Source organism: Clavibacter sp. B3I6, from assembly GCF_030816895.1.
In the GTDB taxonomy this organism is placed as follows: domain Bacteria; phylum Actinomycetota; class Actinomycetes; order Actinomycetales; family Microbacteriaceae; genus Clavibacter.
The window spans coordinates 834,902-849,570 of record NZ_JAUSYL010000001.1 but is presented as its reverse complement, the minus strand read 5'-3'; the positions used below and the strand labels follow the sequence as shown (position 1 = coordinate 849,570).

Here is a 14,669-nt window from a genome sequence, read left to right as displayed (position 1 = left end):
GATTCGATACCGCATGACCGGACGCACCGCCACGGGCCCGACCCCGACCGCCGACGAGGACCGCACGCGCTGGCAGGCCTTCTGGGTCTGCGTCGGCGTCGCCGCCCTCACGATCCTCGACCTCTCGAAGGTCAACGTCGGCCTGCCGTCGATCGAGGAGTCGCTCGGCGCGGGATCCACCGACCTGCAGCTCATCGTCGCGGGCTACGCGCTCGCGTTCGGCCTCGCGCTCGTGCCCGCGGGCCGGCTCGGCGACATCCGCAGCCGCCGGCTCATGTTCGTGATCGGCCTCAGCGCCTTCACGCTCGCGAGCGCGCTCTGCGCCGTCGCGCCCGACGTGAGGACGCTCGTGGTGGCGCGGATCCTCCAGGGTGTGGCAGCCGGCATCCAGATGCCGCAGGTGCTCGGCCTCATCCAGCAGCTCTTCCAGGGGGAGGAGCGGGCGCGCGCGTTCGGCCTGTTCGGCGCGGTCGTCGGCGTCTCCACCGCGTTCGGCCCCACGGTCGGCGGGCTCCTCATCCAGCTCGGCGGGCCCGAGGACGGCTGGCGCCTGCTGTTCTGGATGAACATCCCGCTCGGCATCGCGGCCATCCTCTTCGCGCTCAAGCTGCTGCCGCGCCGGCAAGCGCGGCCTGCGGGCAAGGTGGGGCTCGATCCCGTTGGCGTCGTGCTCCTCGGCGTCGCCACCTTCGCGCTCATGCTGCCCTTCGTGCTCACCACGGGCGGCCCGGACGACGACCCGCGACGCTGGCTGTCGCTCGCGGTCGCGGCCGTCGCGGCCGGTCTCTTCGTCGCATGGGAGCGGCGCTACGCGGCTGGCGGACGCTCGCCCGTCGTCCACTTCGACCTCTTCCGGCTGTCCTCGTACCGCAACGGGATCCTCATCGCCACGGCCTACTTCGCCGCGATCCCCGCGGTGTTCCTCCTCACGACGCTCTACCTGCAGCAGGGCCTCGGCCTCGCTCCCGTCTTCGCCGGCATGGTCGGCATCCCGTTCGCGCTGTCCTCCGCCGTGACCGCGTGGATCGGCGGACGCCTCGTCTCCCGGCTCGGTCGCCAGCTCGTGGTGATCGGCCTGGCGATCGTGGCGGTCGGCATCACGCTGCTGCTCCTCGCGGCGATCCTCACGCCGCGTGAGGCGACCCCCTGGGCGATGGCCGCGGCGATGCTCGTGGCGGGCGTCGGCGCGGGATTCGTCATCTCGCCGAACCAGACGCTGACGCTCGCCGAGATCCCCGTCACCGAGGGCGGCGTGGCCGGCTCCATGGCCCAGGTCGGCCAGCGCGTCGGCACCGCGGTGGGCGTCGCGGCCGCCTCGGCGATGTTCTTCAGCACGCTCTACGCGGAGGCCGCGGGCGACACCGACGCGGGCCTCGCGGTCTACCACGACGGGTTCCGGAACGGCTTCCTCGTGACGATCGCCCTGGTCGCCGTGGCGCTCGCGCTCGGGCTCGTCGACCTCCGGCAGCGCCGCCGGCAGCGCACCGCTACCGCCTGAGCCGCGGCACCCGGACGGCGCGGCGCCGCGCGGCTAGCGCGCGGCGCGGCTAGCGCGCGACGACCGCCAGCACGGCGTCGTGCAGGTGGCTGTTGGTGGCCAGCGCCGACCCGTGCCACGGCCCCGCCTCGCCGTCGATCGAGGTGAAGCGGCCGCCGGCCTCCTCGATCACGGGGATCAGCGCGGCCATGTCGTAGGGCTTGAGGTCGTGCTCGCCCGCGATGTCGAGGAGCCCCTCCGCGAGCAGCATGTAGGCCCACATGTCGCCGAAGTCCCGCGAGCGCTTCACTCGCGCGGACAGGTCCAGCAGCTCGTCGAGGCGGTCGGCGTCGCGCCAGCGCTGCACGCCCGCGACGCTCATCGAGGCGTCCTCGAGCCGGGCGACGTCGGACACGCGGATCCGCCGCTCCTGGGACGTCGTCGCCTGCCCGAGGGTGTCGTCGACGTACGCGCCGAGGCCCGTGGCGCCCCACCACCGGCGTCCGAGGGCGGGCGCGCTCACGACGCCCACCACGGGGACGCCGTCGATCGCGAGCGCGATGAGCGTGCCCCACACGGGGACGCCGCGCGCGTAGTTGGAGGTGCCGTCGATCGGGTCGACGATCCACTGCCTCGACGACGACCCCGACGTGCCGTACTCCTCGCCGAGCACGCTGTCGTGCGGGCGGCTCTCGGCGATGCCCGCGCGGATCGCCCGCTCGACGGAGCGGTCCGCGTCGGTGACCCAGCTGGAGTCCGCCTTCGTCTCGACGGCGAGGTCGGCGGAGCGGAAGCGGTCGAGCGAGATCGCGTCGGCCATGTCGGCCAGCTCCCGCGCGAGCCGCAGGTCGGACGGGAGCGAGTGCAGGGGTTCGGAGGCCACGGGGTCGAGCCTAGCGATGGGCCCTCGGGCCGCCCGTCACTCGCCCTTGCCGGCGTCCGACCGGTTGCTCACCAGGTGCTGCAGGGAGTGCAGGCGCTCGCGCCCGGCGTCGCCCAGCTCGCCCGCCTCCACGCGGTCGACGATCTCCCAGTCGTGCGCCTCCGTCAGCGGGATCCCGCCCGGCGGCTCGCCCTCCGGCAGGTGCGCGTAGCTGGCGAACGAGCGGAGGATGTTCGCAGGATCCACGTGGCCGAGGCCGAAGGAGCGCACGCCCGGGGTGTCGATGATCCAGCCGTGCCGGCCCTCGCCCGTCTCCACCCGCATCGACACCGTGGAGCTGGAGGTGTGGCGGCCGCGGCCCGTGACCTGGTTGACGACGCCGGTGGCCCGCTTGGCGGCGGGCACGAGCGCGTTGACGAGGGTGGACTTGCCGACGCCCGAGTGGCCGACCGCGACGGTCGTGCGGTCGGCGAGGAGGGCGCGCAGCTCGTCCAGCGGGACGTCGTCGGAGCGGCTCAGCACGATCGGCACGTCGAGCACGCGGAAGTGGGCGGCGAAGGGCGCGGGGTCGGCGACGTCGGCCTTCGTGATGCAGAGGATCGGCTGGATCCCCGCGTCGAACGCCGCGACGAGGTACCGGTCCACGAGGCGCGCGCGGGGTTCGGGCTCGGCGGCCGCCACGACGATGAGCATCTGGTCGGCGTTCGCGACGATGACGCGCTCCACGGCGTCGGAGTCGTCGGCGCTCCGACGCAGCAGCGTGCGGCGCGGCGCGATGCGGACGATGCGGGAGAGGCTGCCCTCGTCGCCCGAGGTGTCGCCCACGATGTCCACCCGGTCGTTGGTGACGACGGCCTTCTTGCCGAGCTCGCGGGCGCGCGTCGCGGTGAGCGTGTGCTCCTCGGGCGTGTCCTCGCCGACGAGCACGCCGAAGCGGCCCCGGTCCACATTGAGCACGCGTCCCTCGACGGCGTCCGTGTGCCCGGGCCGCTGCTTGCTGCGCGGCTTGTTGCCCTTGGGGTTCGGGCGCACCCGCACGGAGGACTCGTCGTAGGCGTCCCAGACGCCGTCGTCCTCCTCGGGATCCGCGAGCCAGCTCACAGGAGCCCGCCGAGGCCGCCGGGCGCGCCGGGGCCGGTGAGGCCGCCGAGGGCGAGCGGGTCGACGGCGGCGCGGGGCGCGCGCCCGAGGAGGGCGCCGATCCAGAGCTCCGGGAACTCGGGCAGCGTCTTCGCCGTGGTCCCGATGTCGTCGATCTCGACGCCCGGCACGGCGAGCCCGATGATGGCCCCGGCGGTCGCCATGCGGTGGTCCTCGTAGGCGCGCCACGGGCCGCCGTGCAGGGGGGCCGGCTCGATCGCGAGCCCGTCCGGCAGCTCGGTGACGGATCCGCCGAGCGCGGTGATCTCCGCCGCCAGCGCGGCCAGGCGGTCGGTCTCGTGGCCCCGGAGGTGCCCGATCCCCGTGATGCGGCTCGGCCCGTCGGCGAGGGCGGCGAGCGCGACGAGAGCGGGAGCGAGCTCCCCGCCCGTGCTGAGGTCGAGGTCGACCCCGGGGATCCGCCCGCCCGCCCGGAGCCCGGGGCCCCCGTCGACGACGAGGGCGTCGCCCTCGCGCGTGACGATCGCGCCGAACCTCGGCAGCAGGTGCGCGAGGTCGGCGCCCACCTGGGTCGTCTCCGCGGGCCAGCCCGGGACGGCGACGCGGCCGCCGGCGACGATCGCGGCGCAGAGGAACGGCGCGGCGTTGGAGAGGTCGGGCTCGATGCGCACCTCGCGGCCGGCGATGGGCGTCGCCGGCACGATCCAGAGGCCGGGCTCCGGGCTCTCCACGACGACGCCCCGATCCGCCAGCGTGCGGATGGTCATCTCGATGTGCGGCATGCTCGGCAGGCTCGCGCCCGTGTGCCGGAGCCGCAGCCCCCGGGCGAACCGCGGCGCGGCGAGCAGGAGGCCGGAGACGAACTGGCTGGACGCGGACGCGTCGATGGCGATCTCGCCGCCCGGCACCTCGCCCGTGCCGTAGAGGCTGAAGGGGAGGGCGCTGCGGCCGTCGTCGTTGACGTCGACGCCGAGCGCGCGGAGCGCCTCGATGGTGCCCGACATGGGCCGCCGGCGGGCGCTCGGGTCGCCGTCGAACGAGACCGGGCCGAGCGCGAGCGCGGCGACGGGCGGCAGGAAGCGCATGACGGTGCCCGCGAGGCCGCACTCGATCGTGATGCCGCCCGCCAGCTCGGCCGGCGTGATCCGGAGGTCGGGCCCGAAGGCGCCGTCGCCCTCGACCTCCTCGATCACGGTGCCGAGGGACCGCAGCGCCTCGACCATGAGGCGCGTGTCCCGGGAGCGCAGCGGCCTCCGGAGGATGGAGGGGGAGTCGGCGAGGGCGGAGAGCACGAGCTCGCGGTTCGTGAGGCTCTTGGATCCGGGGAGCGGCACGGTCGCGTCCAGCGGACCCTCGGCGATCGGCGCGACCCACGGGCCGTCGTCGGTCGGCACCGGCTGGGTCGTCCGGTCGTCGTCGTACGGGCTGAAGGTGGGACCGGAATACCTGAAGATCTCCATGGGTTCACCAGAGTACCGGGCACGCGTCCGGCAGGCCCGGATCCCGGGCCGGGAAGGACACCCGTGATCACGAGGACAGCACCGGCGGCCCCGTCCGCCGAGCTCGTGCGCGCCGTAGAATCTGCCTTGATGGCCAATTCAGGGAACACCAGTCACGACGCGCAGGCCCCCACCGCCGGGGCCGACGCCCCCGTCGCGTCGGCCGCGCCCGCGGAGCTCGTGGAGGCCGTCGTGCTCTCCACCGAGGAGGCCGCGGACCAGCAGGAGGCGGAGCGCGCCGAGGCCGAGGAGCCGCGTGCGGCCCAGCCCGGCGACAACCGCGAGCTCTTCGAGGAGCAGGCGCTCCCGTTCATCGACCAGCTGTACGCCGCGGGCCTGCGCATGACGCGCAACCCCGCCGACGCCCAGGACCTCGTGCAGGAGACCTTCGTGAAGGCCTACACGGCCTTCCACCAGTTCAAGCAGGGCACGAACCTCAAGGCCTGGCTGTACCGGATCCTCACGAACACCTTCATCAACAACTACCGCAAGAAGCAGCGGGATCCGTACAACGGCACCATCGACGAGCTCGAGGACTGGCAGCTCGGCGGCGCCACCTCCGCCACCGCGACCACCACGCGCTCCGCCGAGGCCGAGGCGATCGACCACCTCCCGGACAGCACCGTCAAGGACGCGCTGCAGTCCATCCCGGAGGACTTCCGGATGGCCGTGTACTTCGCGGACGTCGAGGGCTTCTCCTACCAGGAGATCGCCGACATCATGAAGACCCCCGTGGGAACCGTCATGAGCCGCCTGCACCGCGGCCGCCGGATGCTGCGGGGCCTCCTTTCCGACTACGCGCGCGAGCGGGGCATCTCCACCGCGCACCTCACTGGAGCGACCAAATGAGCGACTGCGGCTGCGACAAGGCCAAGAAGGATCTCGAGGAGTACCTGCACCACGAGCTCGACAAGGCGGACGCCGCCGACATCCGCGAGCACATGGCGAACTGCCCCGACTGCGCGCGCGAGCACCGCGTCGGCGTCGTCCTCCGCGACACCGTGCGCCGCGCGTGCACGGAGGCCGCGCCGGAGGACCTCCGGACGCAGGTCATGCAGAAGCTCCGGGCCATCCAGGCCACCCACTGACCGGTGCGCGTCGGCGCGGCCGGTAATCTCGGCATGTGACCAACGCCATCGAGTCCCTCGGGACGCCCTCCCCGTCCGACCTGACCGTCATCGTCGAGCTGCTTCGGCTGCTCGACTACGAGGTCGACGAGGAGCGCGTCGCGGCGCGGCTGTCGCGGATGACCGCCGCCGCCGGCCACGAGACGTGGGTGGTGCGCGACGAGGCGGGCGAGATCGCCGGGCTCGCGGGCGGCCACCTCATGTGGGGGCTCGCCGACGACGAGCCCATCGCGCAGCTGATCATCCTCGTCGTCCGCGCAGGCAGGCAGGCCGGCGGCATCGGCTCCGACCTCATCCGCCACTACGAGGCGTGGGCGCGCGAGCACGGCGCCACGCGCTTCCTCGCGACGTCGGCGGCCGCGCGCGACAACGTCACGCGCTTCTACGCCCGCCGCGGGTACCACGCGTCCGGCATCCGCTACTCGAAGCTCGGCTGACGCCGGCGACCCGAGCGCCGCGATCCGAGCGCGCACGAGGAGAGGCCCGATCCCCTGGGGGACCGGGCCTCTCGTCATGCGGGCAGGGCGCCCGGGGGCGTCACTCGGCGGTGGCCCGCGCGATCAGGTCCGCCTGCTCGGTCGCGTGGCGCTTGCTCGAGCCCGCGGCGGGCGAGGCCGCGGCCGGGCGCGACACGACGCGCACGGGACGGTCGGGCAGGACCCGGCTGAGCTCGACGTGCACGAACGGCCAGGCGCCCTGGTTCTCGGGCTCGTCCTGCACCCAGACCACCTCGGCGTCCGGGTAGGACGCGACGACGCGGCGCACCTGCTCCTCGGGGAACGGGTAGAACTGCTCGAGCCGCACGAGCGCGACGGACGAGTCCTGGCGCTTCTCCAGCTCGCCGAGCAGGTCGTAGTGCACCTTGCCCGAGTGCAGGAGCACGCGGCGGACGGCGCCGCGGTCCTGGATGCGGACGTCGTCGATCACCGGCTCGAAGCGGCCCGAGGTGAAGGCCTCGACGTCGCTCGTCGCGCCTCGCAGCCGCAGCATGGCCTTCGGCGTGAAGACCACGAGCGGGCGGCGGGGGCGCGAGTACGCCTGGCGGCGCAGCAGGTGGAAGTACGACGCGGGCGTCGACGGCCGGGCGACGGTCATGTTCTGCTCCGCGCACAGCTGCAGGAAGCGCTCGATGCGCGCCGACGAGTGGTCGGGTCCCTGGCCCTCGTAGCCGTGCGGCAGCAGCAGCACGACGCTCGAGCGCTGGCCCCACTTCTGCTCGGCCGAGGAGATGAACTCGTCGATGACGATCTGCGCGCCGTTCGCGAAGTCGCCGAACTGGGCCTCCCAGAGCACCAGCGCGTCGGGCCGCTCTACGGAGTACCCGTACTCGAAGCCCATCGCCGCGTACTCGCTGAGCAGCGTGTCGTAGATCCAGAACCGCGCCTGGCGGTCGCTGAGGTTCGCGAGTGGCAGCCACTCCTGGCCGTTGTCCCGGTCGTGCAGGACCGCGTGGCGCTGCACGAACGTGCCGCGGCGCGAGTCCTGCCCGGCGAGGCGGACGGGGGTGTTCTCCAGCAGCAGCGAGCCGATGGCGAGGAGCTCGCCGAAGGCCCAGTCGATGGATCCGCTCCGGCTCATCTCCAGCCGCTTGCGCATGAGCGCCTGCAGCTTCGGGTGGACCGAGAAGCCCTGCGGCGGGTTGTCGTGCGCGTCGCCGATCGCCTGGATGACGGACTCGGACACGCCGGTCGTCTCGGGCTCGCCGTGGCCGTCGTCCTGCTGGGAGTCGGGGCGCTCGAGGTCGGACACCGCCCCGTCGTCGTCCGTCTGGATGGGGATCGACGAGGTCTGCGCGGCGTGCGTCTCGGCGAAGGCGCGCTCCAGGCGGTCCTGGAAGTCCTTCTGCGCCCCGTCGTACTCCTCCTGCGTGATGTCCCCGCGGCCGACGAGCGCCTCCGTGTACAGCTTCCGCACGGAGCGCTTCGCCTCGATGAGGTTGTACATGAGGGGCTGCGTCATCGACGGGTCGTCGCCCTCGTTGTGGCCGCGACGGCGGTAGCAGACGAGGTCGATGACGACGTCCTTCTTGAACTCCTGGCGGAACTCGAAGGCCAGGTGCGCGACGCGCGCGACGGCCTCGGGGTCGTCGCCGTTGACGTGGAAGATCGGCGCCTGGATGCTCTTCGCCACGTCGGTGGAGTACACCGACGAGCGGGACTCCGACGGCGGGGTGGTGAAGCCGACCTGGTTGTTGATCACGATGTGGACCGTGCCGCCGGTGCGGTAGGCGCGCAGCTGCGAGAGCTGGAGCGTCTCGAACACGACGCCCTGTCCGGCCATGGACGCGTCGCCGTGCACGAGGATCGGCAGGACGGAGTAGGTCCCGATGGGCTTCCGGTCCTGCTTCGCGCGGACGATGCCCTCGAGCACGCCGTTGACGGCCTCGAGGTGCGACGGGTTCGCCGCGAGGTACACGGGCATCTCCTCGCCGTGGACGCCCCGGAAGGTGCCCTCGGTGCCGAGGTGGTACTTGACGTCGCCCGAGCCCTGGACCGTGCGCGGGTCCTGCGTGCCCTCGAACTCGCGGAAGATCTGGCCGTAGCTCTTGCCCGCGATGTTGGTGAGCACGTTGAGGCGGCCGCGGTGGGCCATGCCGATCGCGACCTCGTCGAGTCCGTGGTCGGCCGCGCCCTGGAGCAGCGTGTCGAGGAGCGAGATCGTGGACTCGCCGCCCTCGAGGCTGAAGCGCTTCTGCCCGACGTACTTCGTCTGCAGGAAGGTCTCGAAGGCCTCGGACTCGTTGAGCTTCGAGAGGATGCGCATCTGCTCGTCGTGCGTGGGCTTCGCGTAGGGCTGCTCGACCTTGCCCTGGATCCAGCGGCGCTCGTCGGGCTGCTGGATGTGCATGTACTCGATGCCGATCGTGCGGCAGTACGAGTCGCGCAGGATGCCGAGGATCTCGCGCAGGAGCGCCTGGCGGCGGCCGCCGAACCCGTCCGTGACGAACTCGCGGTCGAGGTCCCAGAAGGTGAGCCCGTGGTTGGTGATCTCGAGGTCCGGGTGGGTGCGCTGCTGGTACTCGAGCGGGTCGCAGTCGGCCATGAGGTGGCCGCGCACGCGGTAGGAGTTGATGAGCTCCTGCACGCGGCTGGTCTTGGAGACCCGCTCGGAGAGGTCGACGTTGATGTCGGTCGCCCACTGGATGGGGTCGTACGGGATGCGGAGCGCCGCGAAGATGTCCTCGTAGAACCCGTGCTGGCCGATGAGGCGCTCGTGCACGATCTTGAGGAACTCGCCGGAGCCCGCGCCCTGGATGACGCGGTGGTCGTACGTGCTCGTGAGCGTGATCGTCTTGCCGATGCCCAGCTCGACGAGCGTCTTGGGGGAGGACCCCTGGAACTCCGCCGGGTACTCGAGGGCGCCGGCGCCGATGATGGCGCCCTGGCCCTTCATGAGGCGCGGCACGGAGTGGACCGTGCCGATGCCCCCGGGGTTCGTGAGCGAGATGGTGGTGCCGGCGAAGTCGCCCGCGGCGAGCTTGTTGCCGCGCGCCTTCCTCACCAGGTCCTCGTACGCGACGAGGAACTCGCCGAAGGTCATCGCCTCGGCGCCCTTGATGCTCGGCACCAGGAGGGCGCGGGTGCCGTCCGGCTTCGGCATGTCGATGGCGATGCCGAGGTTGATGTGCGCCGGGGAGACGACGCTCGGCTTCCCGTCGACCTCGTCGTAGTGCACGTTCTGGCTCGGGAACTCCTTGAGCGCCTGGATCAGCGCCCAGCCGATGAGGTGCGTGAACGAGACCTTGCCGCCGCGCGCCCGCGTGAGGTGGTTGTTGATGACGATGCGGTTGTCGATCATCAGCTTCGCCGGGATCGTGCGGACGCTCGTCGCGGTCGGGATGGTGAGCGAGGCGTCCATGTTCGTCGCCAGGCTCTTGGCCATGCCGCGGAGCGGGGTGACCTCGTCCTCGCCGGGCGGGGTGGGCTCGGCGCCCTTCTTGGCCGGCGCCTTCGCCGGAGCCTGGGCGGGGATCGGCTGCTGCTTCGGGGCGATGCTCGTGGTGCGCGCGGCGGGCTGGCCGCCGGCCGCGGGCTGCTGCGCCGCCGCGTCGGGCTGGCCGGCCGACGCGGGGGCGGGCGTCGGCGCCGGCGTCCCCGTGTTGGTCGCGGCGGGAGCCGACGTCTCGTCCGACTCCGGGATCTGCGGCTCCGCGGTCTGGTCGCCGGTGGCCGGCGTCTCCTCGCGGCCCTCGATCACGGTGCTGTGGTAGTTCTCGAGGATCGGCCACCAGCTGCGGTCGACCGAGTCCTTGTCGACCACGAACCTCTCGTACATCTCGTCGACGAGCCACTCGTTGGCTCCGAAGTCGCCCGTGGAACCGTCATCGGTCCCCGTACCAGTCACCTGGCTCGACACAGTTGATCGCCCGCTCTCTTGCTGTTGGTCGTCTGCCTCGCGCGGCCCGTTCGCGTCCGCGCGTCCACGATGACCCAGCCTAAACCTTCCCCCGGTCGGCCCGACCGGAGCGGCGCGTCGCCGGATGCTGCCCGGCGCGCCCGGCCCTGGTGCGCGCGCGGGCGGCGGTCTACCGTCAGGGCATGAGGTTCACCGGAGAGGCTCCCGCGCACGACCTGACCTACTCGGACGTGTTCCTGAGCCCGGGGCGGTCCGACGTCGGCAGCCGCATGGACGTCGACCTCGCCCCGGGGGACGGGACGCCGTGCACGATCCCGGTCGTCGCGAGCAACATGGGCTCGGTCACGGGACCCCGGCTCGCCGCCGTGCTCGCCCGGCGCGGCGGCATCGGGATCCTGCCCCAGGACCTCCGGCCGCAGGAGCTGGACGCCGCCATCCACCGGGTCAAGGACCAGCCCGTCGCCTACGACTCGCCGCTCGAGCTGCCGGCCGACGCGACCGTCGGCCAGGCGCGCGAGCTCCTGCCGCCCCTCCCTGGCCACGGGATCGTCCTGCGGGACGCGGAGGGCGGCGTGCTCGGGTGCCTCGAGGGGACCCAGCTCGCCGGCGTGCCCGACGGGACGCGGCTCGGCGACCTGCCCCACGGCGCGCTGGCCTCCCTCGACGCCGACGACGTCCCCACGGGCCGTGCGGCCTTCGAGCTCATGCACGCCGCGGGCATCGACTTCGCGCCCGTGCTCGCCCACGGGCGGCTGGTCGGGACGCTGAGCCGGCGCAGCGCCCTCCGCTCCACCGTCTACGCGCCCGCCGTCGACGCGCACGGCCGGCTCGCGGTGGGCGCGGCGGTCGGGGTCAACGGGGATGCGGTCGGCCGGGCCCGCGCGCTGCTCGCGGCCGGCGTCGACGTGCTCGTGCTGGACACGGCGCACGGCCACCAGGAGGCGATGCTGCGCGCCGTCCGCGACGTGCGGGCCCTCGACCCGCACGTTCCGCTCGTGGCCGGCAACGTCGTCACGGCCGAGGGCGCGCGCGACCTCGTCCGGGCGGGCGCGGACATCGTCAAGGTCGGCGTGGGACCGGGTGCCATGTGCACCACGCGCATGATGACGGCCGTCGGCCGCCCGCAGTTCTCGGCCGTGCTCGACACCGCGGAGGCGGCGCGCACGGCCGGCGCGCTGGTCTGGGCCGACGGGGGAGTGCGGTACCCGCGGGACGTCGCGCTCGCGCTGGCCGCGGGCGCCGCGAGCGTGATGATCGGGTCCTGGTTCGCCGGCACGATCGAGTCGCCCGGGCGCATCCTCGTGGACGACGACGGCGGCCTCGCCAAGGAGAGCTGGGGCATGGCGTCCACGCGCGCGGTGCAGGAGCGCTTCGGCCGGCGGGAGGCGTTCGAGCTCGCCCGGCGGACGCTCTTCGCCGAGGGGATCTCCACGAGCCGGATCCGGATCGACCCGCTGCGCCCGGGCCTCGAGGACCTGCTCGACACGATCACGTCCGGCGTGCGGAGCGCCTTCGCCTACGCCGGGGCGCGCACACGTGCCGAGTTCGCGGAGCGGGCGGCCGTCGGGATCCAGTCGGCGGCGGGCTACGAGGAGGGCAAGCCGCTGCCGGTGGGCTGGTGAGCCCCGATATGATCGACGGACGATGGACGACCCCCCTCCTGCTCATACGCCCCCTTCCCGCGCGACCCCCGACCTGAGGCCGGCCGCGCGCCCGGCGCCCGGGGGCCGCTCCCGTGTCTGAATGGCTCCTCCTCGCCGTCGGTCTCCTGCTGACCCTCGGCACCGGCCTCTTCGTGGCCAGCGAGTTCGCGCTCGTCAACCTGGACCGCTCCGACCTCGAGAAGCGGCAGGAGCGCGGGGAGAAGCGGCTCGGCCCGCCCATCCGGGCGCTCCGCATCACCTCCACCCACCTCTCGAGCGCCCAGCTCGGCATCACCCTGACGACCCTGCTGACCGGCTACACGATGGAGCCGGCGATCAGCCGCCTGCTCGCGGACCCGCTGGCGGCGGCCGGCCTCGCCGAGGGGCTCGTGTCGCCGGTCTCGACCGTCGTCGCGCTCGTCGTGGCCACGCTCCTGTCGATGATCATCGGCGAGCTCGTGCCCAAGAACTTCGCGCTGGCGCTGCCGCGGGAGACGGCCAAGCTCGTGATCCCGTTCCAGGCGCTGTTCACGACCGTGTTCAAGCCCGCGGTGCTGCTGCTCAACAACAGCGCCAACGGGATCCTGCGGCTCGTCGGCATCGAGCCCAAGGAGGAGCTGTCGGGCGCCCGGTCGGCCGAGGAGCTCTCCTCGCTCGTCCGCCGCTCCGCGCTCGCGGGACTCCTCGAGGACGACACGGCGATGCTCCTCAGCCGCACGCTGCGCTTCGCCGACCTCACCGCGTCCGACGTCATGACGCCCAGGCTCCGCGTGAAGTCGGTCGAGCGCACCGACAGCGCGCAGACGGTGATCGAGCTGGCCATGACCACCGGGTACTCGCGCTTCCCCGTCACGGACGACGGCGTCGACGACGTCATCGGGCTCGTGCACGTGAAGCAGGCCGTGGCCGTCCCGCGGGAGAAGCGGTCGCTCGTGCCCGTCACGGCGCTGCAGTCCGAGGCGATCCGCGTCCCCGAGACCATGAAGCTCGACGACCTGCTCGGCGAGCTCCGCGGCCGCGGCTTCCAGATGGCGGTCGTGGTGGACGAGTACGGCGGCACCGCCGGCGTCGCGACCCTCGAGGACCTGGTCGAGGAGCTGGTCGGCGAGCTCGCCGACGAGCACGACCGCACGCGGGCGGGCGTGGTCCGCTCGCGCGACTCGCTCACCTTCCCGGGCATGCTCCGGCCGGACGAGCTCGTCGAGCGCACCGGCCTCCGCATCCCCGACGAGGGTCCCTACGAGACCGCCGCCGGCTTCGTCATGAGCGAGCTCGGCCGCCTGCCCGTCGTGGGCGACGAGCTCGGCCTCGAGACGGGGACGCTGCGGGTCGAGCGCCTCGACGGCCGCCGGATCGACCGGATCCGCTTCACGCCGTTCCCCGAGCCCATCGCCACCGCGGTGGGCACCACGCGCGCCGAGCGCCAGGCCGACCGCCAGGAGGCGCGTCAGGCCGATCGGGAGGCGGGCCGCCAGGCGGACGCGGAACGCGCCGCCAGCAGGAAGGGGCCGTCCCGTGGGTGAGTACGCCGGGGGGATCATCGCGCTCGTCGTGCTGCTCGCCGTCAACGCCTTCTTCGTCGGCGCCGAGTTCGCGGTCATCTCCGCGAAGCGGTCGCAGATCGAGCCGCGCGCCGAGGAGGGCAGCCGCGCCGCCCGGGTGACGCTCTACGCGATGGAGCACGCGACGCTCATGCTCGCGACCACGCAGCTCGGCATCACCGTCTGCTCGCTGCTGATCCTCAACGTCTCCGAGCCGGCGATCCACCACCTGCTGGAGATCCCGCTCGGCGCGACGGGGCTGCCGGAGGAGGCGATCTCCACGATCGCGTTCGTCATCGCGCTGCTGATCGTCTCGTTCCTGCACGTCGTGCTCGGCGAGATGGTGCCGAAGAACATCTCGTTCTCGGTGCCGGACCGGGCGGCGCTGCTGCTCGCGCCGCCGCTGGTCGGGATCGCGCGCGTGGTGAAGCCGCTCATCGTGGCGCTCAACGCGATCTCCAACGCCGTGCTCCGGCTGTTCAAGGTGGAGCCGAAGGACGAGGCCGCGAGCGCGTTCACGCTGGACGAGGTGCAGGGCATCGTCGACCAGTCGACGCGCGAGGGGCTCCTGGAGGACCGGACGGGCGCGCTCACCGCGGCCTTCGAGTTCACGGGCAAGAAGGTGCAGGACATCGCGATCCCGCTCGGCGCGCTCGTGAGCCTGCCCGAGACCGCGTCGCCCTCGGACGTCGAGCGGGCCGTCGCCCGTCACGGCTTCTCGCGCTACGTGCTCGTGGACGAGGCGGGCGAGCCGTCCGGCTACCTGCACCTCAAGGACGTGATCGACCTCGACGAGGCCGACGAGTTCGTCCGGCCCGTGCCGGCCAAGCGGGTCCGCCAGCTCGTCTCGGTCTTCGAGGGCACGGAGCTCGAGGACGCGCTCGCGATGATGCGCCGCTCGGGCGCGCACCTGGCCCGCGCCTTCACCGAGGAGGGCGAGACGACGGGCGTCCTGTTCCTCGAGGACATCATCGAGGAGCTCGTCGGCGAGGTGCAGGACGCCACCCGGCGCGCCTGACCCTGCGGAGACCACGACGGCGCG

Annotated in this window: 11 protein-coding genes; 7 read left to right on the top strand and 4 right to left on the bottom strand. The window is 72.9% G+C overall.

Features of this window, described 5'->3' with window-relative positions; all coding sequences use genetic code 11:
- The first annotated feature begins 13 nt into the window (after positions 1–13).
- Positions 14–1,498, top strand: a complete 1,485-nt coding sequence (locus tag QFZ62_RS03960) for an MFS transporter (protein WP_307501963.1) — start codon at positions 14–16, stop codon at positions 1,496–1,498.
- 49 nt (positions 1,499–1,547) lie between these two features.
- Here QFZ62_RS03960 and QFZ62_RS03955 read toward each other — a convergent pair whose 3' ends face one another.
- From QFZ62_RS03955 to aroA, 3 genes are read right to left on the bottom strand one after another with little or no spacing between them, the layout of a single operon-like run.
- The gene (locus QFZ62_RS03955) at positions 1,548–2,360 is read right to left on the bottom strand and encodes an inositol monophosphatase family protein (protein WP_307501960.1); all 813 of its coding nucleotides are present in this window, start codon (positions 2,358–2,360) and stop codon (positions 1,548–1,550) included.
- A 36-nt stretch (positions 2,361–2,396) separates the two neighbouring features.
- A complete protein-coding gene (gene rsgA, locus QFZ62_RS03950; RefSeq protein WP_307501957.1) occupies positions 2,397–3,461 on the bottom strand; it encodes a ribosome small subunit-dependent GTPase A in 1,065 nt (354 codons plus the stop codon).
- On the bottom strand, positions 3,458–4,921 hold the full coding sequence (aroA, locus tag QFZ62_RS03945; protein WP_307501954.1) for a 3-phosphoshikimate 1-carboxyvinyltransferase: 1,464 nt from the start codon (positions 4,919–4,921) through the stop codon (positions 3,458–3,460). The genes rsgA and aroA overlap by 4 nt, the downstream gene beginning before the upstream one ends.
- Positions 4,922–5,050: 129 nt before the next feature.
- Between aroA and QFZ62_RS03940 the strand changes: the two genes are divergently transcribed.
- Genes QFZ62_RS03940 through QFZ62_RS03930 form a run of 3 tightly spaced genes read left to right on the top strand, consistent with a single transcriptional unit; the run spans position 5,051 to position 6,524 of the window.
- Complete coding sequence (locus QFZ62_RS03940) at positions 5,051–5,809, top strand: sigma-70 family RNA polymerase sigma factor (protein WP_307501950.1); 759 nt, start codon at positions 5,051–5,053, stop codon at positions 5,807–5,809.
- Positions 5,806–6,048, top strand: coding sequence for a mycothiol system anti-sigma-R factor (rsrA, locus tag QFZ62_RS03935; protein ID WP_307501948.1), 243 nt, complete (start codon positions 5,806–5,808; stop codon positions 6,046–6,048). Before QFZ62_RS03940 ends, rsrA begins: the two co-directional genes overlap by 4 nt.
- A gap of 35 nt (positions 6,049–6,083) precedes the next feature.
- Positions 6,084–6,524 (top strand): GNAT family N-acetyltransferase, encoded by a 441-nt coding sequence (locus tag QFZ62_RS03930; protein ID WP_307501946.1) that lies wholly within the window; start codon positions 6,084–6,086, stop codon positions 6,522–6,524.
- A 100-nt stretch (positions 6,525–6,624) separates the two neighbouring features.
- On the opposite strand, the gene QFZ62_RS03925 is transcribed toward QFZ62_RS03930, so the two are convergent.
- Positions 6,625–10,443: a multifunctional oxoglutarate decarboxylase/oxoglutarate dehydrogenase thiamine pyrophosphate-binding subunit/dihydrolipoyllysine-residue succinyltransferase subunit gene (locus tag QFZ62_RS03925; protein WP_307501945.1), complete on the bottom strand. Its 3,819-nt coding sequence runs from the start codon at positions 10,441–10,443 to the stop codon at positions 6,625–6,627.
- Positions 10,444–10,625: 182 nt separating this feature from the next.
- Here QFZ62_RS03925 and QFZ62_RS03920 point away from each other — a divergent pair, with 182 nt between their 5' ends.
- From QFZ62_RS03920 to QFZ62_RS03910, 3 genes are all read left to right on the top strand, one after another.
- Positions 10,626–12,065, top strand: a complete 1,440-nt coding sequence (locus QFZ62_RS03920) for a GuaB1 family IMP dehydrogenase-related protein (RefSeq protein WP_307501940.1) — start codon at positions 10,626–10,628, stop codon at positions 12,063–12,065.
- A 113-nt stretch (positions 12,066–12,178) separates the two neighbouring features.
- On the top strand, positions 12,179–13,609 hold the full coding sequence (locus QFZ62_RS03915; protein ID WP_307501938.1) for a hemolysin family protein: 1,431 nt from the start codon (positions 12,179–12,181) through the stop codon (positions 13,607–13,609).
- The gene (locus QFZ62_RS03910) at positions 13,602–14,645 is read left to right on the top strand and encodes a hemolysin family protein (protein WP_307501935.1); all 1,044 of its coding nucleotides are present in this window, start codon (positions 13,602–13,604) and stop codon (positions 14,643–14,645) included. The genes QFZ62_RS03915 and QFZ62_RS03910 overlap by 8 nt, the downstream gene beginning before the upstream one ends.
- Positions 14,646–14,669: the final 24 nt, after the last annotated feature.